This window comes from Micromonospora sp. NBC_01699, assembly GCF_036250065.1.
Lineage (GTDB): Bacteria > Actinomycetota > Actinomycetes > Mycobacteriales > Micromonosporaceae > Micromonospora_G.
Genome location: NZ_CP109199.1, coordinates 6,680,866 through 6,707,201, shown reverse-complemented (window position 1 = coordinate 6,707,201; position 26,336 = coordinate 6,680,866). Strand labels below are relative to the sequence as shown.

General features: G+C 69.5%; 24 protein-coding genes. 17 read left to right on the top strand and 7 right to left on the bottom strand.

Features of this window, described 5'->3' with window-relative positions:
- Positions 1-53 precede the first annotated feature (53 nt).
- Complete coding sequence (locus OG792_RS27415; RefSeq protein WP_329103651.1) at positions 54-815, bottom strand: SDR family NAD(P)-dependent oxidoreductase; 762 nt, start codon at positions 813-815, stop codon at positions 54-56.
- Between the two features lie 262 nt (positions 816-1,077).
- Here OG792_RS27415 and OG792_RS27410 point away from each other — a divergent pair, with 262 nt between their 5' ends.
- The 11 genes from OG792_RS27410 to OG792_RS27360 all read left to right on the top strand — a co-directional run bounded on the left by OG792_RS27410 (position 1,078) and on the right by OG792_RS27360 (position 11,522).
- Positions 1,078-2,424, top strand: coding sequence for a sensor histidine kinase (locus tag OG792_RS27410; RefSeq protein WP_329103649.1), 1,347 nt, complete (start codon positions 1,078-1,080; stop codon positions 2,422-2,424).
- The gene (locus tag OG792_RS27405; protein WP_329103647.1) at positions 2,405-2,869 is read left to right on the top strand and encodes a roadblock/LC7 domain-containing protein; all 465 of its coding nucleotides are present in this window, start codon (positions 2,405-2,407) and stop codon (positions 2,867-2,869) included. The genes OG792_RS27410 and OG792_RS27405 overlap by 20 nt, the downstream gene beginning before the upstream one ends.
- Before the next feature lie 132 nt (positions 2,870-3,001).
- On the top strand, positions 3,002-3,325 hold the full coding sequence (locus OG792_RS27400; protein ID WP_329103645.1) for a DUF742 domain-containing protein: 324 nt from the start codon (positions 3,002-3,004) through the stop codon (positions 3,323-3,325).
- Positions 3,318-3,938, top strand: coding sequence for a GTP-binding protein (locus OG792_RS27395; protein ID WP_329103643.1), 621 nt, complete (start codon positions 3,318-3,320; stop codon positions 3,936-3,938). The genes OG792_RS27400 and OG792_RS27395 overlap by 8 nt, the downstream gene beginning before the upstream one ends.
- A 29-nt stretch (positions 3,939-3,967) precedes the next feature.
- Positions 3,968-5,203, top strand: coding sequence for a styrene monooxygenase/indole monooxygenase family protein (locus OG792_RS27390; protein WP_329103641.1), 1,236 nt, complete (start codon positions 3,968-3,970; stop codon positions 5,201-5,203).
- A 67-nt stretch (positions 5,204-5,270) separates the two neighbouring features.
- Positions 5,271-5,774: a DinB family protein gene (locus OG792_RS27385; RefSeq protein WP_329103639.1), complete on the top strand. Its 504-nt coding sequence runs from the start codon at positions 5,271-5,273 to the stop codon at positions 5,772-5,774.
- Positions 5,775-5,883: 109 nt separating this feature from the next.
- Positions 5,884-6,843 carry a VOC family protein gene (locus OG792_RS27380; RefSeq protein WP_329103636.1) on the top strand — a complete coding sequence of 320 codons (960 nt, stop codon included), beginning with the start codon at positions 5,884-5,886 and terminating at the stop codon, positions 6,841-6,843.
- Between the two features lie 249 nt (positions 6,844-7,092).
- Positions 7,093-7,224: a hypothetical protein gene (locus tag OG792_RS27375; RefSeq protein WP_329103635.1), complete on the top strand. Its 132-nt coding sequence runs from the start codon at positions 7,093-7,095 to the stop codon at positions 7,222-7,224.
- Positions 7,225-7,277: 53 nt separating this feature from the next.
- On the top strand, positions 7,278-9,362 hold the full coding sequence (locus OG792_RS27370) for a DUF6624 domain-containing protein (RefSeq protein ID WP_329103633.1): 2,085 nt from the start codon (positions 7,278-7,280) through the stop codon (positions 9,360-9,362).
- Entirely contained in the window at positions 9,359-10,396 is a 1,038-nt protein-coding gene (locus OG792_RS27365) for a hypothetical protein (protein WP_329103631.1), read from the top strand. The genes OG792_RS27370 and OG792_RS27365 overlap by 4 nt, the downstream gene beginning before the upstream one ends.
- Complete coding sequence (locus OG792_RS27360) at positions 10,389-11,522, top strand: JmjC domain-containing protein (RefSeq protein ID WP_329103629.1); 1,134 nt, start codon at positions 10,389-10,391, stop codon at positions 11,520-11,522. The genes OG792_RS27365 and OG792_RS27360 overlap by 8 nt, the downstream gene beginning before the upstream one ends.
- A gap of 55 nt (positions 11,523-11,577) precedes the next feature.
- On the opposite strand, the gene OG792_RS27355 is transcribed toward OG792_RS27360, so the two are convergent.
- A complete protein-coding gene (locus OG792_RS27355; protein ID WP_329103627.1) occupies positions 11,578-12,846 on the bottom strand; it encodes an MFS transporter in 1,269 nt (422 codons plus the stop codon).
- 116 nt (positions 12,847-12,962) lie between these two features.
- On the opposite strand from OG792_RS27355, the gene OG792_RS27350 reads away from it, so the two are divergent.
- The 4 genes from OG792_RS27350 to OG792_RS27335 all read left to right on the top strand — a co-directional run bounded on the left by OG792_RS27350 (position 12,963) and on the right by OG792_RS27335 (position 16,481).
- The gene (locus tag OG792_RS27350; protein WP_329103626.1) at positions 12,963-13,895 is read left to right on the top strand and encodes a LysR substrate-binding domain-containing protein; all 933 of its coding nucleotides are present in this window, start codon (positions 12,963-12,965) and stop codon (positions 13,893-13,895) included.
- 98 nt (positions 13,896-13,993) lie between these two features.
- Entirely contained in the window at positions 13,994-14,800 is an 807-nt protein-coding gene (locus OG792_RS27345) for an SDR family NAD(P)-dependent oxidoreductase (RefSeq protein WP_329103624.1), read from the top strand.
- A gap of 257 nt (positions 14,801-15,057) precedes the next feature.
- Positions 15,058-15,414: a nuclear transport factor 2 family protein gene (locus OG792_RS27340; protein ID WP_329103622.1), complete on the top strand. Its 357-nt coding sequence runs from the start codon at positions 15,058-15,060 to the stop codon at positions 15,412-15,414.
- Positions 15,415-15,854: 440 nt separating this feature from the next.
- Positions 15,855-16,481 carry a hypothetical protein gene (locus tag OG792_RS27335; RefSeq protein WP_329103620.1) on the top strand — a complete coding sequence of 209 codons (627 nt, stop codon included), beginning with the start codon at positions 15,855-15,857 and terminating at the stop codon, positions 16,479-16,481.
- Between the two features lie 72 nt (positions 16,482-16,553).
- Here OG792_RS27335 and OG792_RS27330 read toward each other — a convergent pair whose 3' ends face one another.
- Positions 16,554-17,219 carry a lysophospholipid acyltransferase family protein gene (locus OG792_RS27330; RefSeq protein ID WP_329103617.1) on the bottom strand — a complete coding sequence of 222 codons (666 nt, stop codon included), beginning with the start codon at positions 17,217-17,219 and terminating at the stop codon, positions 16,554-16,556.
- A 98-nt stretch (positions 17,220-17,317) separates the two neighbouring features.
- Between OG792_RS27330 and OG792_RS27325 the strand changes: the two genes are divergently transcribed.
- The gene (locus tag OG792_RS27325; protein WP_329103615.1) at positions 17,318-17,938 is read left to right on the top strand and encodes a TetR/AcrR family transcriptional regulator; all 621 of its coding nucleotides are present in this window, start codon (positions 17,318-17,320) and stop codon (positions 17,936-17,938) included.
- A 312-nt stretch (positions 17,939-18,250) separates the two neighbouring features.
- Positions 18,251-18,877, top strand: a complete 627-nt coding sequence (locus OG792_RS27320; protein ID WP_329103613.1) for a hypothetical protein — start codon at positions 18,251-18,253, stop codon at positions 18,875-18,877.
- Positions 18,878-18,952: 75 nt separating this feature from the next.
- Here OG792_RS27320 and treZ read toward each other — a convergent pair whose 3' ends face one another.
- The 4 genes from treZ to OG792_RS27300 all read right to left on the bottom strand — a co-directional run bounded on the left by treZ (position 18,953) and on the right by OG792_RS27300 (position 26,221).
- Complete coding sequence (gene treZ / locus OG792_RS27315; RefSeq protein ID WP_329103612.1) at positions 18,953-20,686, bottom strand: malto-oligosyltrehalose trehalohydrolase; 1,734 nt, start codon at positions 20,684-20,686, stop codon at positions 18,953-18,955.
- On the bottom strand, positions 20,683-22,992 hold the full coding sequence (treY, locus tag OG792_RS27310) for a malto-oligosyltrehalose synthase (RefSeq protein ID WP_329103610.1): 2,310 nt from the start codon (positions 22,990-22,992) through the stop codon (positions 20,683-20,685). The genes treZ and treY overlap by 4 nt, the downstream gene beginning before the upstream one ends.
- Before the next feature lies 1 nt (position 22,993).
- On the bottom strand, positions 22,994-25,111 hold the full coding sequence (glgX, locus tag OG792_RS27305) for a glycogen debranching protein GlgX (RefSeq protein ID WP_329103608.1): 2,118 nt from the start codon (positions 25,109-25,111) through the stop codon (positions 22,994-22,996).
- A gap of 120 nt (positions 25,112-25,231) precedes the next feature.
- Positions 25,232-26,221: a sigma-70 family RNA polymerase sigma factor gene (locus tag OG792_RS27300; protein WP_329111466.1), complete on the bottom strand. Its 990-nt coding sequence runs from the start codon at positions 26,219-26,221 to the stop codon at positions 25,232-25,234.
- Positions 26,222-26,336 lie beyond the last annotated feature (115 nt).

The following is a 26,336-nucleotide window of genomic DNA, read 5'->3' as shown; positions in this document are numbered from 1 at the left end:
TGGGCACGGGGGGCAGGGGGGCACGGGGGGCAGGGGGGCGGGGAGGGGAGGGGTTAGCTCCAGCGGTGGGAGAGGGTTCGGTAGGTGTGGGGGAGGGTGGCTCGGAGGGCTATGGGGAGGCGGAGCCAGGTGGGGAGGTAGGTCTCGGGGCGGCCGGCGAACATGGCGGTGAGCAGGGCGGCTGAGGCGCGCTCGGGGGGCACCGGCCGTGGGGAGCGGCGGTCGTAGGGGCGACCCCGGCGTACGAAGAACGGGGTGTCCACGACGGCCGGTACGAGTTCGGTGACGACTATCCCGTGTCCGGCCGTCTCCTGGCGCAGGCTGTCGGCGAAGACGCTCAGCCCGGCCTTGGTCGCCGAGTAGACCGCCTCCTCGCGTACGCCGAGCCGACCGGCGATCGAGCCGACGAAACCGAGATGTCCCCGGCCCCGGGCCAGCATGTCGGGCAGTACGGCACGGGTCAGCAGGATCGGCGCGGTCAGGTTGAGCGCGACCATGCGCGCGATGTCGGGCTCGGTCATCCCGGTCACCGGCCCGGCCCAGCCCTGACCGGCGTTGTTGACCAGCACGTCGACCCGCCCGGCCTCGGTCAGCACCCGCTCGGCCAGGTCGGCCGCACCGGCCGGTTCGGTCAGGTCGCCGATCACCGCCGTACCGCCGATTCGGTCGGCGAGTTCGGTGAGCCGGGTGGCGTCCCGGCCGGCGAGGAAGACCTTGGCGCCGGCGCCGGCCAGTTGCCGCGCCGCCGCCGCGCCGATGCCGGACGACCCACCGGTGACCAGCGCCGTGGCGCCGTCGATGCGGAAAACTCCCATGCCGGTAGTGTCGCCGCTCGACGCCCCGAAGACCGGCAGACCGGACAAATTCGGCGTGCCGCATGGCTGGCCGTCGATGTGCCTGCCCCTAGGGGTATGCACCGCGTGTGGAGCGCGAACCCCTATTGCCGTTCCCGTCCGGGACTGATTAGCTACAGCGAGCTATGACCCAAACCCCTCGAACCATAAATAAATGGTGTGCCCGTGGTGAGTTCGTCACTGATCCGGAAGAACAGGATATGTGCTGCTCAAAGGCTTGCCGATGAACCGGCCGGGTGGACTACGACGTCGGGTCGCCCGCTGGCTGGACCCGTCCATGGACGACGGGTTCACGCCCGGCCCGACCGGCGCGTACGAGGCCGCTCCGCCCGCCGTACCCGGTCCGGATGCCAGCGCCGCACAGGCCTGGCCGGCGCTCTGTGAACAGTTCGCCCTGCGGATCCTGTCCGCCGCCTACCAGACCGGCGGCCAGCTCGCGGCGGTCGAGGCGGACGAGCAGGATCCGGGCCGGCTGGCCCAGTTCTACCGGATCGACCACGCCAACACCCGGATCCGCCGGCAGGCGGAGAACCTGCTGGTGCTCGCCGGCCGTACGGTCGACGACGCCGGCCGGCAGGTCACCTCGCTGCTCGACGTCGTACGGGCGGCGACCTCCGCGATCGAGCACTACCCCCGGGTACGCCTCGGCGTGATCGCCCATCTCGCCGTGGTCGACTTCGCGGCCGACGACGTGATCCGGGTGCTCACCGAGGTGTTGGACAACGCGGCCCGGTTCTCCCCGCCGACCGCGCCGGTCACCGTGTCGGCCCACCTGACCGAGGCGGGCAGTGTGCTGCTGCGGGTCGAGGACATCGGGCTGGGCTTCGGCCCCGCGCAACTCGTCGACGTCAACGCCATGCTGGCCAGCACCGCCCCGGTGGCCGTGATCGAGTCCGGCGCCAGCCGGCTGGGCCTGCTGGTGGTGCAGCGGCTCGCCGCCGCGCACCGGATCGGCGTACGGCTGACCGCCCGACCCACCGGCGGTACGACCGCGACCGTGCTGCTGCCCGCCGGACTGCTCTGCGAGATCCCGTCGGCACCGGAGCCCCCGGTCCCACTCCCACCCGTCCGCCAACACCCTTCACCCGGCCAACACCCTTCACCCGGCCAACTTCCACCGCCCAGCCAGTTCTCGGTGGGACCGCGCAACGGCAGTGATCCGGCAGGACCGCGTACCGGCACTGATCCGGCGGGCCCGCGCAATGGCAGCGATCCTTTCGGTCCGCGCACTGCCAGCGATCCTTTCGGTCCGCGTAACGGGAGCGATCCGGCCGGTTCGCGTAACGGGAGCGATCCGGCCGGTTCGCGTAACGGCGGTGGCCCGGCCGGTTCGCGTGGCGGGGGTGGGGTGTCGGGTGTCCGGGGCGGTCTGCCCCGGCGTGAACCGGCCAGCCTGCGCGGGGACATGCCGCCGCCCCGACCGGCGGCACCGGCCGGACCGACCGTCGGGTCCGACCAGCTCGCCTGGCCGGACGAGACGATCGACTTCGCCGCCGGGTTCCGCGATGGGCGGGAACCCCACTCCAGCAACCGTTCCGAAGGACACCGTGATGACCAGCCCCCGCAATGATCTTCCGCGTCCGTCGACCACGGTCCACTCGCCACAGGACTTCGCCTGGCTGATCGGGCGGTTCGCGGCCGAGACCTCGGGGGTGACGCACGCCCTGCTGGTCAGCCTGGACGGGCTGCAACTCGTCGCCTCCGAGGCGGTGCCGCGCGACCTCGGCGACCAGCTGGCCGCGTTGACCTCCGGCCTGCTCAGCATGGCCGATCGCAGCGCCGCCCTGCTCGACCTGGGCCTGTCCGAGTACCTTACGGTCCGCCTTCCCGGTGGGCACCTGCTGTTCATGCGGGTGGGTGACTCGGCCGGGCTCGCCGTGGCGGCCACCAGCGGCTGCGACCTGCGGGTGGTGGCGTACCAGATGACAAAGTTCGTGGCCTCGGTCGGTCACCTGCTCAGCCCACAGATGCGCAACGACCTGCAACGGCGGACCGCGAGCCAGGGCGCCGGCTGATCACCACGGACCACCGCACATCCGCGTACGCACGTCGGCCGTCTCGGCGGCGGATTGGCGCGTACTCGTCGGAGATCCTGACCCCGCACTCTTGAGGGAGCGAACGCCACCGTGGCTACCGCACATTGGAAGGTGCGACCCTACGTACTGACGGGCGGTCGTACCCGGACCCGGCAGCGCCTCTTCGTGCACACCCTCATCTCGGTGCCGTACTACGACCCGAGGTTCGCCGCCGGTCTGCCACCGGAGACCAGGACGCTCTACGACCGGGCCCGGCGGACCACGTCGGTGGCCGAACTCTCCGCGTACTCCGGGATGCCGCTGGGCGTGACCCGCGTGGTCATCGACGATCTTGCGACCACCAACCGGTTGCAGGTCCACCCGGACACCTACTCGTCCCCGTTCGATTCCCGGCTTCTGGAAAGACTCCGTGATGGCCTCCTACAGCTTGCCTGAGCACCCCGTGCCGACCTCGGCGAAGATCGTCGTGGCCGGTGGCTTCGGGGTGGGTAAGACCACCTTCGTCGGATCCATCTCGGAGATCCCGCCGGTCAACACCGAGGCGTGGATGACCGCGGCGAGCGAGCCGGTGGACCGGCTCGACCCCGGCATCGACAAGACCACGACCACCGTGGCGATGGACTTCGGCCGGCGGACCGTCGCCGAGGACCTGGTTCTCTACCTCTTTGGTACGCCGGGACAGGCGCGGTTCTGGCCGATGTGGGACGACCTGTGCCGGGGTGCGGTCGGTGCCGTGGTGCTGGTCGACACCCGCCGGTTGGACGTGTCGTTCGCGGCGGTCAACTACTTCGAGCAGGACAGCAACCTGCCGTTCGTGGTCTGCGTGAACCTGTTCGACGGCCGGCTCAACCACCAGTTGGCCGACGTACGCCGGGCGCTCGCGCTCGGCCCGGACGTGCCGGTGATCACCTGCGACGCCCGCGACAGCGGCTCGGTCGCCCGCGCCCTGCTCGCCGTCGTGGACCACACCATCCGCCGGACCGGTGGCGGACCGACCGGCCGGTTCACCGCTCCCGCGCCGGCTGCCCCCGCCTCCGCCCACCGATAGCCCCACCACCCCACCCCTCGGGAGAAACGATGCGGAAAATCCTGATTGTCGGTGCCGGACAGTCCGGCCTACAGCTCGGTCTCAGCCTGCTCGCCGAGGGCTACCAGGTGACCCTGATGTCGGCGCGCACCCCCGAGGAGATCCGCGCCGGCTGGGTGACGAGCACCCAGGCGATGTTCCACCAGGCCCTGGAGACCGAGCGCGCGTACGGGCTGAACCTCTGGGAGGACAGGGCGCCCCGGATCGAGGGGCTGCACGTGTCGCTCTCCGCACCGCCGGGCCAGCGGGCACTGAGCGTCGTCGCGCCGCTGGACTCCCCGGGGCAGAGCACCGACCAGCGGCTGAAGATGGCCGCCTGGCTGGAACTGTTCGAGGAGCGCGGCGGGATAGTGCACTACCAGGGGGTCACCACGGCCGACCTGGACGGGCTGACCCGGATCGGCCGGTACGACCTGACCGTCGTCGCCGCCGGCAAGGGTGAACTCGTCGGCGTCTTCGACCGCGACCCGGCCCGGTCACGGTTCACCGCCCCGCAGCGCGGGCTGGCGGTGTCGTACGTGCACGGGCTGGCGCCCGACCCCCGGTTCCCGGCGCCGAGCGTCGGCTTCAACGCCGTACCCGGTCTTGGGGAGTTGTTCGTGATCCCGGGCCTGACCCACAGCGGACCCTGCGACATCCTGTTCTGGGAGGCGGTGCCGGACGGGCCGCTGGACCTGTGGCAGGACCGGCTCGACCCGGCGGAGCAGCTCAAGCTGACCATCGAGTTGGCCCGTCGCTACACCCCCTGGGTGTACGACCGCTGCGCCGCCGTCGAGCTCACCGACGCCCGCGCCACCCTCTCCGGCCGGTATACCCCGACGGTCCGGCACCCGGTCGCCGAACTGCCCTCCGGCGGGCTGGTGCTGGGCATGGCCGACGTGGTCGTCTCCAACGACCCGATCACCGGCCAGGGCAGCAACACCGCGGCGAAGTGTGCCGCCGCGTACCTGGAGGCGATCGTCCGGCACGGCGACGGGCCGTTCGACCGGTCCTGGATGGAGGGGACCTTCGCCGACTTCTGGGACCGGACCGGCGCGCCGGTGACCGACTGGACCAACGCCATGCTGGCGCCGCTGCCCGAGCACGTGCAGCAGATCCTCGGTACCGCGGCGGTCAACCCGACGGTGGCCCGCCGGTTCGCCAACGGCTTCTCCGATCCGGCCGACTACACCGACTGGCTGATGGACCCGGCCAAGACCGCCGCCTATCTCGCCTCCGTCGGCTGAGACCCCCATCGTCTGCTGTGGCGTCCGGCGGACAGCGGGGGCCGGGCCGGCTCGGTTATCGTGGCTCATGGAGACGATGTCGCTCACCCCGCCCTTCGGACCGGAACTCGTCGTCACCGCGGACGAGCGGAGGGTGCTGGAATCCTTCCTCGACTTCTACCGCCGGATCATCGTGACGAAGCTGCACGAGGTGCCGGACGCCGACGCCAAGCGCCGGCTCGTGCCGTCCGAGACCACGCTCGCCGGGGTGCTCCGGCACCTGGCCGTGGTCGAGCGGAACTGGTTCCAGCACCACCTGGCCGGGCAGCCGACCCCGGACGAGGACGCCGACGGCGGCTGGTCGGTCGAGCAGACCACCATGGCGGAGCTGCTGGAGGCGTACTCGCGGGAGTGTGCCCGGTCCCGCGCGACCGCCGCCGGGTACCGGCTCGACGACACCGGCACCCATGACCAGCTCGGCCCGGTGTCGCTGCGCTGGATCTACGTCCACATGATCGACGAGACCGCCCGGCACGCCGGCCACATCGACATCCTGCGTGAACTCACCGACGGGTCCACCGGGGCGTGGTGACCTCCCGCCGGGGTGCTCGGATGCGCCGCATCCGTCGTCGATGGTCGGATGCGCCACATCCGTTGTCGGCGGCAACCGCCGGGGACCCCGGCGGTCTATAACTGAGCAGGTGGACGGGGACGCGCGACTCTCGGCGGAAGACTTCCTGCGGACGCGGGGAACGGAGGAGATCGCCCATCCGGGCGGGACGCTCTACGACCACCTGTGCCGGGTGGCGGACCGGCTCGCCGCCTGGGGTGCGCCGCCCGACGTCCAGCTGGCCGGGCTCTGCCACGCCAGCTACGGCACGGACGGATTCGACACCGCCCTGCTGGAGCCGTCCGAACGGGCCACCCTGGTCGAGGTGATCGGTCCGGCCGCCGAGGCGCTGGTCTATTGGTACGGGAGCTGCGTGCGCCGCGCCGTCTACCCCCGGCTCGGTGAACCCGGTCCGGTGCCGTTCACCGATCGGTTCACCGGCACGGTGGAGCAGCCGACCGAGGCGGAACTGCGCGCCTTCGTGGAGATCACCGTCGCGAACGAACTCGACGTACTGGGCCACAATCCCGCCCTGGCCGCCGAGCACGGTGCCGCGCTGGGGCGGCTGTTCGGCCGGGTCCGGCCCCGGATGTCGTCCGCCGCCTGGCAGTCCTGCCAGCACCTGTTCGACGACAACGGCGACTGGGCCGGGGAGCCGCCGGTCGGGGCGGTGCAGATCGACGTACTCGATCATCTGGTGCTGACGGTGGCCGACCTCGACCGTACGGTCGACTTCTACCGGCGGGCCCTGGGCATGCGGCCGGTGAGTTTCGACGCGGGCCGGCGTGCGTTGGCCTTCGGCACCAGCAAGATCAACCTGCATCAGCTCGGTGCGGAGCGGACCCCGCGAGCGGCCCGCGCCACACCCGGCAGCGCCGACCTCTGCTTCGTCGCCGGCACCCCACTGGCGGAGGTGCTCGCCCACCTGGCCCGTGAAGGGGTGCCGGTGGAGCTGGGGCCGGTGTCGCGTACCGGGGCGATGGGGCCGATGAACAGCATCTACCTGCGTGACCCGGACGGCAATCTGATCGAGATCAGCAACTACCCGTAGCGCGCAGCTCGTTGCCGGAGCCGGAGCCGGCGATGGCGCTGATGGACCACGCCGCCCGCAGGCCGGCGCGTTCGCGGTGAACCGGCACCCGGCACCCGGACCCCGACGCGGTGGCGCGGTGGAGGCCCCGTACGAAAGGGCCGAAGCTGATTATGTCCCATAAACGATAGTTTGACCTTGAGGGTCATCAATGTGGAAAAGCCGTGGTTACACTTTCCAACATCATTGATCTTCGCGGAGGAGGCAGTCATGACCGACGTCACCAGCTCGGAGCAAACTGAGGTGGAGGAGCTCGACCTCGTCGTTGGCGAGCTTGAGCAGGTAATCGAGGAGGGCGCCGCCCAGCGCGGTACCTGTATCCGCCACTACTACTGCATCTGATCGCGATGGATGGTGGGCCGGTGCAACCGGCCCACCATTCCGAGGGGCCGCACATGACCATTGCCGCACTGTTCCCTCCGGTAGTGCGTTTAGCCGCCGAGAACGTGTTTGTCGTCGATCGACCCCTCCGCGCCGACGAGGTCGCCGGCATCCTCGCGGAGCCACGCTTCGCGCCAGTGGTGGAGCTGCTCGAACGGCTCAACCAATGGGCTCCGACGATGCACAGCGACAGGGTGGCACCGGGCGTGTTCGACCCCGCGAACGCCGACCTGTTCGGCCCGTTGGTGAGTGAGCTGCTCATCCGGTGTGCCCGCGAGGACGCAGCACAGGCCCGGGTCGAGGCCGACATGTTCCTGTCTTTCATGGAAGAGTTTCTTGCGCGGCTCGACGCGGATGCCTGGCCCGATCATCCAGCGTTCGCGTTGCCCATAACGGGGATCACCGCGATGCCGGGAGAGACCCACAACGGACGCAGACGGGTGCTCCGGCTGCAATGCCACGGGGGTGCGGCCGTGGCCTACAAGGCTCGTCCGGCAAACGGTGAGCTGCTGTTCCTAGCCGAACGGGATTCAGTCTTCGGCGTTCTCGGCCTGCCGACGCTGCGGTGCTGGACCGGCGAGCGCCCAGATCGTCTGGCCTATCTGTGGCAGGAATGGGTGGACCCGCCGTCCGAATGGGGCACGCTGCGCAGCTCGCCGGAGCTTCGACTGGCCGGCGCCGTGCTGAGCCCCACCCAAGCTCGCCGCTACTTCCGATCTGCCGGGGGAGTTTCGGCAGCCTGCTTCGGATTCGGAATCGGAGACCTGTTCGAAGGGAACGTGCTGATCGGGGCGGATCACCGCATGTATCCGGTTGACTTGGAGGTATTCCTCACCCCGGTCGGCCGGCTGTCGGACACCGGCCTGATCGCCGTCCCATCCGGCAACCATCATGTGGGACTGGAAAACCAGGCGCGGTGGTGCGCCGCCGAGGGCCCGTCGCACGCGTTTGTGGATGGCCGGCGGATCGACCGGCTCAACGCCCCCTGGGCACGGACGCAGACCCGAACAGTCGTCGCGGACGTGGACGGAAATATTGGGTATGGACCGTACCTGCCGGTGTTCCTGCGGGGGATGTTCGATACCTGGGTGCGGATGTGCCGCAGCCGGGAGCGTCTTGCGGAGCTGATTCAGGACCGGGCGGATGAACTTCACGTTCGCGTGTTGCTGGCGGATACCGCCACCTACGGCAAGGCGCTGGCCGGTGAGGTCCCACTCGACGGGTTCAGCCCGGCTGAACGGGCACAGCTGACACGCGCGGACGTTCCCTACTTCTTCCGTTGTCTTGCCGGTGGACCGCTGATGATGGTGGGGCAGGACGGCGAGTTTGTCGAGGTGGCCGACGGCGAGGAGCACGTCGTCGGGTTCGATCCCGACCGCCTTACGCTCTCCGGCCTCGGCATGGCCCTCCGGGACGCCGTCGAGTACGCGGGCGTTTCCGAGGACGATGTCATCGACGATCGCGAGTTCGGCGTCCATGTCGGCCCGACGGAGGTGGAGTTCGACTGGGCGCAGACCGGCAAACGGGTTCGCTGGTTCTGGGATGAAGCCACTGTTCACCTCCGGATCGACCCGTTGGAACACGGATTCGACGACCCGGTGCGGCGCACCCTGATGCGGATCGACTCATGGGATGCGCGGTTGCGTACACGCTGGGCGCGTGATGGATTCGTCGATGACGACGCGGCACGACAACTTGCCGCGCACACGGCGCAGGCGATGGTGTGGCTTGAGGAAGTGATCGGGCAGCAGGGCTGGCCGGGACATGCGATGGTAGGGCCCGATGCGGCCGAGGCCGCCTGCCGCCTCGTTCAGCATGCTGAGGGCCAGCAGACCTTTCGTGAACACTGCTTGGACCTCGTGCGCTCGGCCGCGGCGGCCGGTGATCTGCCGGCCCGTCAGGTCGCCTACCTCACCGACGCGCTCCGCGTACAGGCCGGGCAGCCGCAGGTTTATGGCACCAAGTTCCGGATCGTCGACGGCGAGCTGGGACCCCATCCTCTTGAGTCTCCCGTCCGGGTAGATGTCCGACGCGCGGCTGTCGGGCTGGAACCGTTGACCGACTACGCACAGCGCTTGCGAGAGGAGTTTGGCCTGTGATCCCCGTCGACTCGGCCTATCGCACCCTGACGACAGCGTGTGCACCATTCCGTGCGGGCAGCCGATTTGGTGCCCTCCCCGATGTGCGATTCGACGTCGTAGCGGGGCAGATCGGCCTACCCGGGCAACTTCTGCCGGGGGCTGACGACCTGACAGCGGCGTCGTATACGGAGCGACTACATGCCGCCCTTGATGGTGACGGATACCTGGTGACCGTTCGGCACCCGCTGTTCCTTGACTTCACGGTGTGGGCGCAGGTGCGGGCCGGACTGACTGAGCTGTGGAAGCAGTGGGGATTTCCCATTCAGCCGGTCCTGACCGAACTCGCCATCGGGAATTGCTTCACGCTGCGGACACAGCCTGTGCCGCGTCGGGCGACAGCTCTGTGGGTGCTCTCCGGATCGGTACGGGTCGACGGCACCGTGATCAAGGCGGGCGATATGTGGCAAAGTCCGCCCGGCGCGATGCACACCCAGGAAGAGTACGAGAACGGCCTCGTACTGCGGGTGCACGCGCCAATGGACGCGGATCTGCCCGGCGACGAACTGAAAGGTATGCTGGCTGATCTCCTGGACCGGACCAGCGGCCCGAATCCGCCCATGCCGCATTCGCCCTGGCCACCGCCGGTGCGGTCGGACGGATCCACCGCACCGCTACCGGACCTCGAAAGCTCAGGGCAACGGGTACGTGAGCTGCTAGCCGGCCCAGAATTGCGACGGCACAGAAAGATGGCCTGGTTGCGCCGCGTCAGTGCCGGTGGTCTGGAGCCGGTGCCGGCCCCCCGCAAACCGACTGAGTTGTCCCCCTCGGACATTGTCACGATCGTCCATCCGGTCCACCGGATGGACAACGACAACGAATGGCTATGGGCAGGCAACGGGCACGTCTTTCCGGTGCGTGGGACACTCGGCGACCGGATCCTCGATCAGCTACAGCAGGGTCCGTGCTCGATTGCCGACCTGTGCCGGCCCCATCCCGGCGTGCTCGGTCTACTGCGCATGCTGTATTCGATAAGGGTGATCGATCATGCTTGAGTACGCGGTAGCCGATCAATTCGACTGGGACGAGTTCGTGGAACTCCACTGGGATCGACGTCCAGTCCACTATCGCGGTGTCGGGGTTGCGCCGTTCGACCAGACATCGACCTTCCGGGCGGCGGTGGGTGCTGCCCCTGTCGACGTACGGCTCACCCTCGACCAGGTTCGGCAGTCGGCCCCGCAGCCGTGGCTTCCGGTTGCCTCGGACGGCTCATGGGACGGGTATCAGCGACGTATGGCTGTCATTCTGCCTGATCGTCGACATGCCCTGATGATCAATCGGTTCCACCGGTTCGACCGGGCGATGTGGAACCGTGAGCGCGACTTCTACTCCGAGCTGTGGAAGCGGGTGGGTCTGCCGTTGGACAGCGCCATCACCACCCTGTTCCATGGCGATTATGAGCATAGCCCGGTAGGTGTGCACAAGGACCGCTTCGCCACCTTCATGTTTCCGTTGCGTGGACGCAAGCGGATGCGGTTCTGGGCCGACCGTCCCTGGTCCGAGCCGGTCAGCACGCAGGCCGATTATGCGTCGTATCTGGAGATGTCGTTCGCCGTCGATGTAGAGCCGGGAGATGTGCTCTACTGGCCGTCCCGCTATTACCACGTCGGCGAGACCACCGGAGCGGCGACCAGCATCAATGTAGGTGTCGCGCGGGAGGAGCACCTCACCGCGTACGAAATCGACGACATCGTCGCTGTGTCCTCGGCGGATGCGGTGACCTCGACCGCCATGCCGCCGCAGCCGAGGGCGACGGTCGACCCACGGCGGATAGCAGAGGTCTCCCTGCGGAGACTGACGGCGGCAGGTTTCGAACCAGCGCCCGAACCACGGTCGGCGAATATGTCTCTCGACGGTGTTGTCCTGCAAGGAAACTCACGGTTTCCGGTGCGATGGACTGCTGTCCCCGACGGGTGCGTATGCGGCGTCGACGGTCACACCATTTACACGCCGTTGCCCGCGGAGACGGTAGCGCCCGTGATTGCCCAGCTGGCGACTGGCACCAGAACCAACCCGGCGGCACTGGTCGCCCGCGCCCGGCCCGACGAGCGCACGGAGATCGAGTCGTTGCTCAACGAACTCGTGTCCCGTGGCGTTGCGATCGCGGCAGCCGACGGCTGAGGGACGGACCTGACCGGCCGGGCCACGCTGCCCGGCCGGTCAGATGTTCGGGAGGTCAGCGCTGGGCGGCGACCAGCGGCCGGGCCGCCGTCGTGGTCGGGCGCGGACCGGCCAGCAGCCGCCGCGCCACGGCCAGCACCCCGACCCCGACGAGTACGGCGAAGCCGAGCAGCGCCACCCGCGCGCTGACGTGCTGCAACGCGATGCCGATCCCGATCACCGGTACGGAAAGCCCGAGGTAACCGGCGAGGAAGAGTCCGGCCAGCGACTCCGCCCTGCTCTCGTCGTGAGAGATGGCCACGGTGGTGCCGAGGGTGCCCTTGAACATCGAACCGGCGCCCGCCCCGGTCAGCACCCCGCCGACCAGGAAGACCGCCAGGCTCGGGGTCGGCAACCAGGCGGCGAGGACGACCAGCCCGATCCCGGCCAGCAGCGCGCCCATCCCGAACGCCAGGCTGCGCCGGATCGACCAGGCGGCGGTGGTCAACTGGATCACCACCCCGGCGGCGAAGACCAGGAAGACCGCCGCCCCGGCGAGTGCGCGGGAGGGGTGGTGCAGGGTCCCGGCGAGGAACGTGCCGGAGAGCCCGGTGAGCACCCCGAGCCCGCCGAAGGCGAGAAACGCCCCGCTCAGCGCGGCGTAGAACCGGTTCCGGGACGCGGCCGGTACGGCGACCCGCTGCACCCGGTAGCGCGGGCGGGGGTTGGGCAGTTCCCGGACATCCGGCGAGAGCAGTACGCCGACCAGCGCCAACGCCAGCGCGACGAGCAGCACCGCGTACGGCAGCCGCAGCGGTTGGGGGGCGTACTGGGCGAGCAGGCCGGCGATCAGCGGGCCGAGGCCGAGTCCACCGAGGTTGGCGGTGGCGGCGACGAGTTGGGCCCGCCGGGCTGAGGCGTCCGGCCGGTGTGCCCGGTGCAGTTCCGCCAACCAGACGGTGGCGGTGGCGGTCACCACACCGACCGAGAGGCCGCTGAGCACCCGGGCGACGAACAGGCCGGGCAGGGCCGGCCAGAGCAGGAAGACCACGGCGCTGAGCGCGCTGAGGGCGACCGCCGGGGCGAGGATCCGGCGCCGGCCGTGCCAGTCGGAGATGTGCCCGGCGGTGAACAGGGTGACCATCACACCGGCGGCGTACGCGGCGTAGATCAGCGTGATGGTGAAGGTGCTGAACCCGTCGTGCTGCTGGTAGAGCGGGTAGAGCGGGGACGGCACCGTACCGAGCGCCATCACCGCGACGAAGGCGAGCGCGACCGCCCAGAAGCCTCGACCGTGCTGGCGTACGGATGGCTGTGGCCGGAGGCTGGTGCTGTGCGTGGACATGTTCGGAGCACCTCGTGGTGAAGCAGTTGGGTCGGTCCCGATGATGCCCCGGCGCTCGATCGCCGGCCACGAAGATAACTTCTATCCATTATCTTGATCCGTGATAAACACGGGGGATGGAACTCCGGCACCTCGCCACCTTCACCGCCGTCGCCGAGGAGGGCAGCTTCACCCGGGCCGCCGACCGGCTGCGGGTGGTCCAGTCCGCCGTCTCCGCCGCCGTCCGCAACCTGGAGCGGGACCTCGGCGTGGCGCTGTTCGATCGGACCACCCACCGGGTCGAGTTGACCGACGCCGGCCGGCTGCTGCTGCCGGAGGCCCGGCGTACGCTCGCCGCCGCGGCCGGTGCCCGTGAGGTGGTCGACCAGCTCCGGGGCGGACTGCGCGGGACCGTACGGCTGGGCATGATGCAGGCCCAGCGCGCCTCCACGGTCAGCGTGGCCCGACTGCTCGCCGAGTTCCGGGCCGAGCACCCCGGCGTCGACATCGAACTGCGGGTAGGCGCGAGTGCCGCCCACGCGGCCGACCTGCGCAGCGGGCGCCTCGACCTGGCGTACCTCGCGCTGCCGGCCGGGTCGGCCGCCGGCCTGGCCCTGGTCCCGATGGATGCCCAGAGCATGCCGCTGGCCTGCCCCGCCGATCATCGACTGGCCGGACGGACCGATGTCGAGCTGGCCGAACTGGCCGACGAGACGTTTGTCGACACCCCGCCGGAGTGGGGCAACCGGATCGCCACCGACCGGGCGTTCGCCGCCGCCGAGGTACGCCGGACCGTCCGGTACGAGGTCGGCGACCTGGGCAGCGTGGTCGACTTCGTGCGGTACCGGCTGGCCGTGGCGATCGTGCCGCGGACCGCTATCGGCGCCGGCTCGGATCTGCGCCTGATCCGGATCCGGCACCACGCACCGGTCTTCCGGACCTCGATCGCGGCCCCGGCCGAGCGCCGGCTCGGCGCCGCCGCCCGCGCCCTGCTCGCCACCGCCCTACGCCAGGCCGCCCCCACCGACCCGTCCCCTGACGAGCCGAGCCGAGCCGACCCCGTCCCCTGACGAGCCGAGCCCTTCACCGACCGGACCGGCGAACCCTGCCGGATAGCTCGACTGCCACTACGGTCGAATCGGCGGAGTGTCGGGTAGACCGGAAGAGGATGACCATGACCGTGAACATCGACCTGACCGGCAGGACCGCGCTGGTCACCGGATCGACACAGGGCATCGGGGCGGCCATCGCCACCAAGCTCGCCCGAGCCGGTGCCCGGGTGGCGGTCAACGGTCGTACCGCCGGGACCGTGCAGCAGGCGGCGAAGACACTGCGGGCCGACGTACCCGACGCCGACGTGGTCGAGGTCGCCGCGGACGTCACCGGTGACGAGGGTACGGCGCGCACCCTCGAACTCCTGCCGACCGTCGACATCCTGGTCAACAACCTCGGCATCTTCGGTTCCCGACCGGCGCTGGAGATCACCGACGAGGAGTGGCGGCGCTACTTCGAGGTCAACGTGCTGGCCGCGGTGCGGCTGACCCGCGCGTACCTGCCGGGGATGGTCGAGCGCGGCTGGGGCCGGGTGCAGTACATCGCCAGCGACTCGGCGGTTGCCATCCCGGCCGAGATGATCCACTACGGGGTGTCGAAGACCGCCCTGCTCGGTGTCTCCCGTGGGTTCGCCAAGGCCGCCGCCGGCACCGGCGTCACCGTCAACTCCGTCATCGCCGGCCCCACCCACACCGGTGGTGTGGAGGACTTCGTGTACGAACTCGTCGACAAGAGCCTTCCCTGGGACGAGGCGCAACACGAGTTCATGCGCCTGCACCGCCCGCAGTCCCTGCTCCAACGCCTGATCGAGCCCGAGGAGATCGCCAACATGGTCACCTACCTGGCTTCCCCGCTAGCCTCAGCCACCACCGGCGCCGCCCTCCGCGTCGACGGCGGCTACGTAGACGCGATCATCCCCTAACCAGACACCGCCACTAATACGGAGAATGAGTGAGCCCTCTCCATCCTGGTGGTGCTGGTCAGGAGAGACATACGAGCGAGGCAGGACAGGGGTCGACATGAGGGGAGGCTCCGGTAGGACCTTGGCGGTTTCAGTTGGGCCGACCAGGGTCGTGCCGAGGTTCGGTTGTGCCGTGAACGCCCTACCGGGCTGACGTCGCCGTTCTGCCGCGAGCGAACCCGCTTGTCTCGTTGCGGCGCGCTGCGGAGGATCGGTGGATGGATCTCCTCACCGCGGAACGGCAACTCCAGGCCGCCCAGCGCGCCGCCGACGTCGAGTCCCTCGACGCGCTACTGCACCCGCAGGTCGTGGGTGCCGGACCGGACGGCACGGTCTTTACGAAGGAAGACGACTTGGAGAGCTACCGCTCGGGTGCACTGCGAATCACCAGCCTGGTGGAGGAGTCGCTCGACGTCCAGGAAGACGGTCAGACCGGGGTGACTCGCATGGTCGCTGCGGTGGATGCCGTTCAGGGCGGTGCCGCTATGTCCGCGCGGTTGCGCTACACCCGACTTTGGGTGCGTGAGGACGGCAACTGGCGGGTGTTGGCCGCCACCTTCGTCCCGGTCTGGTGAGCCTTTTCAACTGCCGTGCACCGGGTTCTCGACGCCCAAACCAGCCGGCCGGCCGGGTCTGCGATGACTTCCCGGTGTCGACATAGGACGAGGCTCCCGGTAAGACAAGCAATTTCCACCCGGCCGTGACCTGCACCGTCACGATGAAAAGGTTCAGTGGTTATCCCGCCCCGGATAGCCACTCATTCTCTGTATTGGTGGGGTCTGTGGGCGGAGTGTCGGGGGTGCGAGGTTTTTGGGGTTGATCGACTCGGGTCGGGGGTCGGTTGGCGGAATGTTGGCGGGGTCGGGTCGGTTATACATCGCGTACGACCGGAGCAGCGCCGGGGCATGATTCCCCCGCCTCGTGTGTGCTGTGGCCTCGTACTTCTCACCTGAGCGCAGGCGCCTTTCCCCTTGTGGGCGCGCGTCGGGTACCCCCGATTGGAAGGTGAACCATCGTGAAGACGACTTTCACCACTTTTGCTGAGACTTCGTTTGTTCGTAAGACCGCTCTGGGTGTTGCCGGCCTGGCCTTTATTGGTGGTGCTGTTGCGGGGCCGGTGAGCCACGCGTTCGCGTCCCCGGCGGAGCGTGCCGCCCCGGCGATGACCACGGTCGCGCAGGTGACCAGCGAGAAGCCGGGCATGGACAAGCTGGTGCCGCATGGTACGCAGGGTGCGCAGTCGAACATCAGCCTGAGCAAGGACCAGCTTGCTAACGCCAAGGCCATCACGGATACGGCGAAGAAGTTGGGTATGGGTGAGCGTGGTGCGGTGATCGCGGTCGCTACCTCGATGCAGGAGTCGAAGTTGGAGAACCTGGGTCATCTGGGTGACATGAACGACCACGACTCGCTGGGGTTGTTCCAGCAGCGGCCGTCGTCGGGTTGGGGAACTCCTGAGCAGATCACCGATCCGGCCTACGCTACGACCGCGTTCCTGAGCAACCTGAAGCAGGTTGATGGTTGGCAGGATATGCCGTTGACGGATGCGGCGCAGAAGGTTCAGGTGTCGGCGTTCCCGGATGCGTACGCGCAGTGGGAGAACCAGGCCGCGCACATCGTGCAGGACGTCTGGACCAAGTAAGTAATACGGAAGCCGGGTCCCCGTCTCGGGGGCCCGGCTTTTCGCGTACCCGTTTTCACGGTTGGGAAATCGCTACACCCGGCTCGGGTCGTTGTATCCGGGAACGTACTCCTGGCCGGAGAGGGCGCCGATGGCCTGCACGATCTCGTCGGTTGCCCGGCGCCGGTCGGACGCGGACGCCGCCTCGCCGTAATCGGGTCCGAAGTGCAGTGGGGTGCCGAACCGGATCGTCACCCGACTGATCCTCGGTAGCCTGCTGCCGACCGGTTGGATCCGTTCGGTGCCGCTGAGTGCGACCGGGACGACCGGTGCGCGTGCGGTCAGCGCCAGCCAGCCGACGCCGGTCCGGCCACGGTAGAGCCGGCCGTCCACGGAACGGGTCCCCTCGGGGTAGATCCCGAAGGCGTCACCGGCGGCGAGCACCTCCAGGGCCGCGTCGAGTGATGCCTGTGCGGCCCGGTTGGCTCCCCGCTGTACGGGGACCGAGCCGATGGCGGTGAAGAACCAGCGGACCAACCGTCCCTTGAGGCCCCGACCGTGGAAGTACTCGGCCTTGGTCAGGAACACCACCTTGCGGGGCGCCATCAGCGGGATGACGATGCTGTCGAAGAACGACTGGTGGTTGCTGGCGAGGATCACCGGACCCTGCGCCGGTACGTTCGACCGGCCCTCGATGACGGGTCGGAAGAAGAGTCGGACCAGTGGAATCAGTAGCAGTCTGGCGATCCGGTAGAGCACGGGGGCTCCCCTCGCTGGCTGGGCGGACGGTGGTGCAGGCACTATAGCGTCCGAACGGTCGTACGCTAAGCGGGTCGCTGCTGGCTATAGTGAGCGCCGTGAGTCCGCGTCGATCGAACACCGAAGCCGGTCGGACCCGTGCCGCGATCCTGGCGCGTGGGGTGGCGGTCGCCTCGGTCGAAGGGCTGGAGGGACTCACCATCGGCCGACTCGCGAGCGATCTGGGGCTGAGCAAGTCCGGCCTGCTGGGCCACTTCGGCTCCAAGGAATCCCTCCAGCTGGCGGTGGTCGACACGGCCGCGGAAATCTTCTTCCGCGAAACATCTGACCATGGGGTCGGCGCCGCGCCGGGGCTGCCGCGTCTGCGGGCGATGTGCGAGTCGTGGATTTCCCACCTGGAGCGCGAGGTCTTTCCGGGCGGCTGCTTCTTCACCGCCGCCGCCAGCGAGTACGACGACCGCGACGGTCCCGTACGCGACGCGGTCGCCGGGCTCGTCGGGTTGTGGGAGCGTGACCTGCGGCTACACGTACGCCTGGCAGTGGAAGCGGGCGACCTGCCCGTGGAGACCGACCCGGACCAGATGGTGTTCGAGTTGGTCGGCCAGATGCTCGCCCTCAACCACACCCTCCGCCTCCACCGGGACCCTGCCGGCCCGGCCCGCGCCCGCCACGCGATGAACCGCCTACTCCACCACCCGCACCGCACCCCCACCCCATAACCAGACACCGCACCAATACGGAGAATGAGTGGTTATCCCGCCCCGGATAGCCGCTCTTTCTCTACCTGGGGTGCGTCGGTTGGGTGGGGTGTCGGGGGTGCGAGGTTTTTGGGGTTGATCGACTCGGGTCGGGGGTCGGTTGGCGGAATGTTGGCGGGGTCGGGTCGGTTATACATCGCGTACGACCGGAGCAGCGCCGGGGTTGTTTTCCCCCGCCCCGTGCAGGCTGTGGCCTCGTACTTCTCACCTGAGCGCAGGCGCCTTTCCCCTTGTGGCGCGCGTCGGGTACCCCCGAATGAAAGGTGAACCATCGTGAAGACGACTTTCACCACTTTTGCTGAGACTTCGTTTGTTCGTAAGACCGCTCTGGGTGTTGCCGGCCTGGCCTTTATCGGTGGCGCTGTTGCGGGGCCGGTGAGCCACGCGTTCGCGTCCCCGGCGGAGCGTGCCGCCCCGGCGATGACCACGGTTGCGCAGGTGACCTCGGAGAAGCCGGGCATGGACAAGCTCGTGCCGCACGGTACGCAGGGTGCGCAGTCGAACATCAGCCTGAGCAAGGAGCAGACCGACAACGCCAAGGCCATCACGGATACGGCGAAGAAGTTGGGTATGGGTGAGCGTGGTGCGGTGATCGCGGTCGCTACCTCGATGCAGGAGTCGAAGTTGGAGAACCTGGGTCATCTGGGTGACATGAACGACCACGACTCGCTGGGGTTGTTCCAGCAGCGGCCGTCGTCGGGTTGGGGTACGCCGGAGCAGATCACGGACCCGGCCTACGCTACGACCGCGTTCCTGAAGAACCTGAAGCAGGTTGATGGTTGGCAGGATATGCCGTTGACGGATGCGGCGCAGAAGGTTCAGGTGTCGGCGTTCCCGGATGCGTACGCGCAGTGGGAGAACCAGGCCGCGCACATCGTGCAGGACGTCTGGACCAAGTAAGTAATACGAACAGCGAATACGGAAGCCGGGTCCCCGAGAGGGGGCCCGGCTTTTCGCGTACCGGAAAGTCCTGAGCTAGACCGCGACGATGACGGCGGATTCGGCCGGTAGTTCGACTCCGTTGCGGGTGACGATCGCGCCGGGGCCGGTGGCCAACAGCACGGTGCGTACGACGCTGGCGAGGTCGATCCGTTGCGGCTTGCCGGCCAGGTTCGCCGCGATCACACAACGTCCCCGGCGGACGACCACGAACCGGTCGCCGTAGCGTACGTCGATCCGGTCCAGCCGGGGGTCGGACAGGTCGGGGCGGCTGCGCCGCAGCGCGATCAACCGCCGGTAGAAGTCGAGCATCTCCCGGTGTTCCGGCTTGTCCAGCTCGGCCCAGTCGAGCCGGGACCGGGCGAACGTCTGCGGATCCTGCGGGTCCGGCACCTCACCGTCGGACCAGCCGTGGGCGGCGAACTCGCGGCGGCGGCCGGTCGCCACGGCGGCGGCCAACTCCGGTTCCGGGTGGCTGGTGAAGAACTGCCACGGCGTGCTCGCCGCCCACTCCTCGCCCATGAACAGCATCGGTGTGAACGGTGCGGTGAGCAGCAGGGTGGCGCCGACCCGTTGCAGGCCGGGGGAGAGCGACGCGGACAGCCGGTCCCCGGTGGCTCGGTTGCCGATCTGGTCGTGGTTCTGGAGGTACGCGACGAACCGGTGACCGGGCGTCCGGTGCCGGTCGACCGGGCGCCCGTGACCGCGCCCCCGGAAACTGGACCAGCCACCGGCATGGAAGAACGCCCCGGTCAGTACGTCGTGCACCGACTCCAGCGAGCCGAAGTCGGCGTAGTAGCCCTGTGCCTCGCCGGTGAGCAGGGTGTGCAGGGCGTGGTGGGCGTCGTCGTTCCACTGCGCGTGCAGGCCGAAGCCGCCGGCCTCCCGAGGGGTGATCAGCCGGGGGTCGTTCAGGTCCGACTCGGCGATCAGCGACAGCGGTCGGCCGACGTGGGTGGAGAGCGCCTCGACCTCGCTCGCCAGCTCCTCCAGCAGCGGAATCGCCCGCTGGTCGCGCAGCGCGTGTACGGCGTCCAGGCGCAGCCCGTCGAGGTGGTAGTCGCGCAACCACATGATGATGCTGTCGACGATGTAGCGGCGTACCTCGTCGGAGTGGGGGCCGTCGAGGTTGACCGAGCGCCCCCAGGTGTTACTGGTCTCGGCCAGGTACGGGCCGAACAGCGGGGCGTACGCGCCGGAGGGGCCGAAGTGGTTGTAGACGACGTCGAGAATCACCCCCAGCCCTCGGGCGTGGGCGGCGTCGACCAGCCGTTTCAGCCCGTCCGGCCCGCCGTAGCCGTGATGCGGGGCGAACCAGCAGACACCGTCGTACCCCCAGTTGTGCTCGCCGTTGAACGCGTTCACCGGGAGCAGTTCGATCAGGTCGACGCCGAGGTCGACCAGGTGGTCGAGCCGCTCGATGGCGGAGTCGAAGGTGCCCTCCGGGGTGAAGGTGCCGACGTGCAGCTCGTACAGCACCCCGCCGGGCAGTTGCCGCCCGGTCCACCGTTGGTCGGACCATGTGTACGCAGCGTGGTCGTAAACCCGGCTGCACCCGTGTACGCCCTCGGGCTGCCACGGCGACCGTGGATCGGGCAGCGCCCGGTCGTCGTCGCCCAGCAGGTACGCGTAGTCGGTGCCCGGTCCGGCGGTCGGCACGTCCACCCGCCACCAGCCGTCCGGGGCGGCCACCATCTCGTGGTCACCGGCTCCGACCAGGCGAAGGCGTACGCGACCGGCGTCCGGCGCCCAGACCGTGAACTCGGTCATGATGTCTCCACGGGCTCGCTTCGGATGAGCAGTGCGACCGGGTAGTCGGCCAGCAGTTCGGCCAGGAGGACCCGCCCCCCACTGTAGACGCGGCCGGTGAACAGCTCGGTCACTTGATTAACGGACGGTGACAGCCAGGTGCTACCCCAACCGCCGCCCCGGGCCAGGCCCAGCGGCAACCGGGTGGCGACCGCCGTCACCCCGCCCCGGTCGAACGCGACCGCGTGTTCGGCGGCCGGTCCGTGCACCGGCACCGGGCGGTAGCCGGTGAAGAGTCCGGGCCGGTCCCGGCGCAGCCGCAGGGTACGGGACACGACCAGCAGCTTCGCCGCCCCGCTCGGGTCGACCGGGGGCCGCCAGCCCGCGTCGAGCCGGTCCAGCAGTTCTCGGCGTACGGCGAAGTCGACCGGGCGGCGGTTGTCCGGGTCGACCAGGGAGTTCTCCCACAGTTCGGTGCCCTGGTAGGTGTCCGGCACCCCCGGCATGGCGAGCTGCACGAGTTTCTGACCCAGCGAGTTGGACCAACCCGCAGGCGTGATCCGGTCGGCGAAGGCGGTGAGCTCGGCGTGCAGGTCGGCGTCGTCGTACAGCTGGTCGACCAGGGTGTGCAGGGCATCCTCGAAGACCGGGTCCGGGTCGGACCAGCTCGTCGAGGCCGCCGCCTCCCGGGCCGCCTTCTCGGCGTACGCGTGCAGCCGGTCCCGTTCGATCGGCCAGGCGCCGATCGCGGTCTGCCACAGCAGGTGCGCCAGACTCGGGTCGGGCAGCGGGAAGCGGGCCGACCAGTCGCGTACCTGCCGGGCCCAGTCACCGGGCAGCTCGGCGAGTACGGCCAGCCGGGCCCGTACGTCCTCGCCGCGTTTCGTGTCGTGGGTGGAGAGCGTCGTCATCCCCGCCGGCCAGTTCGCCTGCCGGTCGGTGGCGGCCCGGTGGAATTCGGTCGGCGGCACACCGAACTGGGCCGGGCTGCCACCCACCTCGTTGCACGCCACGAACCGGGTCCACCGGTAGTAGGCGGTGTCCTCCACCCCCTTCGCCATCACCGCGCCGGTGAACTGCGGGAACCGCAGGGCCAGCTCGTCGTCGGGGTCACGCAGGTGGGCGGTGATCGCGTCCAGGGTGGCGGTCAGGTCGGGTCGGCGCCGCCCGGCCTCGGACCGGGCCATGGCCAGGTGCCGGGCACCGTGCGGCGGGTAGCCCCGGTAGACCGGGAAGCAGGCGGCCAGTTCGGCGAGCGCGGCGCGGGCGGACTCCGCCGACACCTCCGGCACGAGCCGGGCCAGCCGGTTCAGCTCGGCGGCGAGCAGGCTGGTGGCGACCACCCGCTTGCACCGATGGGTCAGCGAGGGCCACGAGGTGGGCCGCCCGGTCAGGGTGGTGTCCAGGACGGTGAAGTCGCCGGCCGCCGCCGGGTCGACGAACAGGCCGCAGATCGCGGCCAGGGACTCGTACCCGGTGGTGCCGTCGACCGGCCAGTCCGGCAGCTCCTCGCCGTACTCCAGGATCTTCTCCACCACGAGCCAGGCGTCCGGCGCCGCGGCCCGGAGCCGGGTCAGGTAGCCGGCCGGGTCGCGCAGGCCGTCGGGGTGGTCGACCCGGATGCCGTCGACCTCGCCCGCGTCGACCCAGCGCACTATCTCGGCGTGGGTGGCCGCGAACACCTCCGGGTCCTCGACCCGCAACCCGGCCAGGTCGGAGACGGCGAAGAACCGCCGGTAGCCGAGTTCGGCGTCGCCGCGCCGCCAGGAGACCAACTCGTAGTGCTGCCGGTCGTGCACCTCGCGCGGGCTGCCGCCGGCCGTGCCCTCGGCGATCGGGTAGCGGTGTTCGTGGTAGCGCAACTCGCCGTCGGCCACCTTGAGGTCGCCGAGCGCGTCCGGGGTGTCGGCGAGGACCGGGAGCAGCAGCCGGGGCCGCGTCCAGTCGATGTCGAACCATCCGGCGTACGCCGACGAGCGTCCCCGCCGCAGCACGTCCCACCAGGCCGGATTCGCCGCCGGTACGGCAACCCCGGCGTGGTTCGGCACGATGTCCACGACCAGGCCGAGCCCGGCCTCGCGCAGCGCCTGCACGAGTCGCCGCCGCCCGGCCTCGCCGCCGAGTTCGGGGTTGACCGCGCGCGGGTCGACCACGTCGTAGCCGTGCGCGGAACCGGGGGTGGCGGTCAGCAGGGGCGCGCTGTAGAGGTGGGTGACGCCGAGGTCGGCGAGGTAGCCGGCGAGGCCGGCGGTGGCGTCCAGGTCGAAACCGGGGCGGACCTGCACCCGGTAGGTCGCCGTGATCCGGGGGTACGCGCCCGTCGGCATGTCACACCATCCTCTCCAGCGCTACCAGGCAACGGTCCGGCACCCGTACGGTCCCGCCGGTGTCGATCACCGTGGGTTCGTCCGGGTCGGGGTCGGCGGTGCTGACAACGCGTTCCCACTTCTGCCCGAACTCGCCGCCGGGCAGGACGAAGTCCAGGGCGTCGTCGTGTGCGTTGAACAGCAGCAGGAACGAGTTGTCCCGGTGCCGCTGGCCGTACTGGCCGCGTTCGCGGATGCCGTCGCCGTTGACGAACAGCGCGATCGCCCGGCCGAAGTCGTTGCCCCAGTCCTCGCCGGTCATCTCCCGCCCGTCCGGGGTGTACCAGGCCAGGTCGGGGATGTCGGCGTCGGCGGACCGGGTCTGCACCGGCAGGCCGGTGAAGAACCGCCGCCGGTGGAACACCTGGTGGCGGGCGCGGAAGGCGGACAGCGTACGGACGAAGTCGAGCAGCTCTTCGTCGACGTTGTCCCAGTCGACCCAGGCCAGTTCGTTGTCCTGGCAGTAGGCGTTGTTGTTGCCGTGCTGGCTCCGGCCCAGCTCGTCGCCGTGCCCGATCATCGGTACGCCCTGCGACAGCAGCAGGGTGGCCAGGAAGTTGCGCCGTTGCCGGGCCCGCAGGGCGAGCACCCCCGGGTCGTCGGTCGGCCCCTCCACCCCGCAGTTCCAGGACCGGTTGTGCCCCTCTCCGTCCCGGTTCTCCTCACCGTTGGCGTCGTTGTGCTTGTCGTTGTACGACACCAGGTCGGCGAGGGTGAAGCCGTCGTGGCAGGTGACGAAGTTGATGCTGTGGAACGGGCGGCGCCCGTCGTTCTGGTAGAGGTCGGCGGAGCCGGAGATCCGGGAGGCGAACTCGGACAGGGTGGCCGGTTCGCCGCGCCAGAAGTCCCGCACGGTGTCCCGGTACTTGCCGTTCCACTCGGTCCAGACCGGCGGGAAGTTACCGACCTGGTAACCGCCGGGGCCGACGTCCCACGGCTCGGCGATCAGCTTCACCCGGCTGATCACCGGGTCCTGCTGGACCACCTCGAAGAAGGTGGAGAGGCGGTCGACGTCGTAGAACTCGCGGGCCAGGGTCGCGGCCAGGTCGAACCGGAACCCGTCGACGTGCATCTCCTGCACCCAGTAGCGCAGCGAATCCATGATCAGTTGCAGCGAGTGCGGGCTGCGTACGTTGAGGCTGTTGCCGGTCCCGGTGTAGTCGACGTAGTAGCGCCGGTCGGACTCCGAGAGCCGGTAGTACGACGGGTTGTCCACGCCCTTGAAGGCGAGCGTCGGGCCGAGGTGGTTGCCCTCGGCGGTGTGGTTGTAGACCACGTCGAGGATGACCTCGATGTTGGCCGCGTGCAGCGCCTTCACCATGCCCCGGAACTCCTGCACCTGCTGGCCGAGTCGGCCCATCGCCGAGTAGCCGTGGTGCGGGGCGAAGAAACCGATGGTGTTGTAGCCCCAGTAGTTGCGCAGCCCCAGGTCGGACAGTCGGTGGTCGTGCACGAACTCGTGCACCGGCATCAGCTCGATGGCGGTCACCCCGAGCCGGGTCAGGTGCTCGACGATCGCCGGGTGGGCGATGGCGGCGTACGTACCGCGCAGTTCCTCCGGGACCTCCGGGTGCCGCCGGGTCAGCCCGCGTACGTGCGCCTCGTAGATCAGCGAGTGGTGGTACGGCGTACGCGGCGGCTTGTCGTTGCCCCAGTCGAAGTACGGGTTCACCACCACCGCCTTCGGCATGTTCGGCGCCGAGTCGGTCTGCGACATCCGGCCCGGGTCGGCGAGGTCGTAGTCGTACACCGCCGGGTCCCAGGTCACCTCACCGTCGACGGCTTTCGCGTACGGGTCGAGCAGCAGCTTGTTCGGGTTGCAACGAACCCCGAACGCCGGGTCGTAGGGCCCGTGCACCCGGAAGCCGTAGCGCTGCCCCGGCTGCACCCCCGGCAGGTACGCGTGCCAGACGTACGCGTCCACCTCCTGGAGCCGGACTTTCCGCTCGGCGCCGAGGTCCCACTCGTCGAAGAGACAGAGTTCGACCGACTCGGCGACCTCGGAGAAGATCGCGAAGTTGGTGCCCGTGCCGTCGTAGGTCGCTCCCAGCGGATACGGTTCCCCCGGCCAGACCTGCATGCTGCTCCTTCGCCCCACGATCGACTAGGCGACGGGCAGCGGTCAACCCGACGCGCAGGGGTAATGCCCAGCCGTCGTACTCGCCAATCCACCCGTTCGGGGCATCGCCGGTGGCTCGGGTCAGGGCAGCGAGGCGGGCAGCCCGAAGGCCGGGAAGTCCTCCGGGGCGAGGAACGAGGTGATCTCGGCGATCTGCTCGCCGCGCAGCGTCAGCACGGTGATCCCCCAGGCCAGGTGCGTGGCGGTCGCGCTCTCGCCGAGGTAGAACGCCACCGCGGGCTGGCCGTTCGCGCCGGTCGTCAGGTACCGCCAGCTCGGGCAGCGGGTGAGCGGGACCTCCACGGCGAAGTCCATCACCGCGTCGAGGCCGTGGTACCAGTGCGCCAGCGGCGGCATCGACCAGGTGACGTCCTTGGTCAACAGGGCGACCAGGGCGGTGGCGTCACCGCGTTCCATGGCGGTGCAGAACGCGCCGACGACCTCCCGCAGGCGGGTGTCGTCGATCTCCCGCAGCGTCTGCTGCTGACTGGGCCCGGGGATCTTCTCGGTGACGATCCGGCGGGCCCGTTGCAGGGCGCTGTTCACCGAGGCGGTGCTGGTGTCCATCATGATCGCGATCTCGGCGGCGGAGAAGCCGAGGACCTCGAACAGCAGCAGCGCCGCCCGCTGGTTGCCCGGCAGGTGTTGCAGGGCGGCGACGAAGGCGAGTTCGACGGCCTCGCGCTGCTCGTACCGCGCCTCCGGGGCGGCCGGGCCTGCACCGAGCCCCGCGTCCGGGTACGGGCCCAGCCAGGCGATGTCGGTCAGCGGCTGGGCCAGCACCGCATGCTCGCTGGACGGCCCGAGGTCGACCGGCAGCGCCCGCCTGCCCCGGGTCTCGACAACATCCAGGCAGGTACGGGTGGCGACGGTGTAGAGCCAGGAGCGCAGCGATCCGCGCCCCTCGAACCGGTCGAGCCCCCGCCAGGCCCGCAGCAGGGCATCCTGGAGCGCGTCGTCGGCGTCATGGGTCGAGCCGAGCATGCGGTAGCAGTGGGCGTGCAGTTCCCGGCGCAGCGGCTGTACCAGGCGGGTGAACGCGGCGTCGTCCCCGTCGCGCGCCCGGACCAGGTCGCGCTCGGCCGAACCCTCCGTCGCCGGCTCCGGGTCCGACGTCTGCCGCTCCGGGCTCGACGTCCCCGGCTCCGGGTCCGACGTCGTCGGCTCCGGCGTCGACCGAGAAATG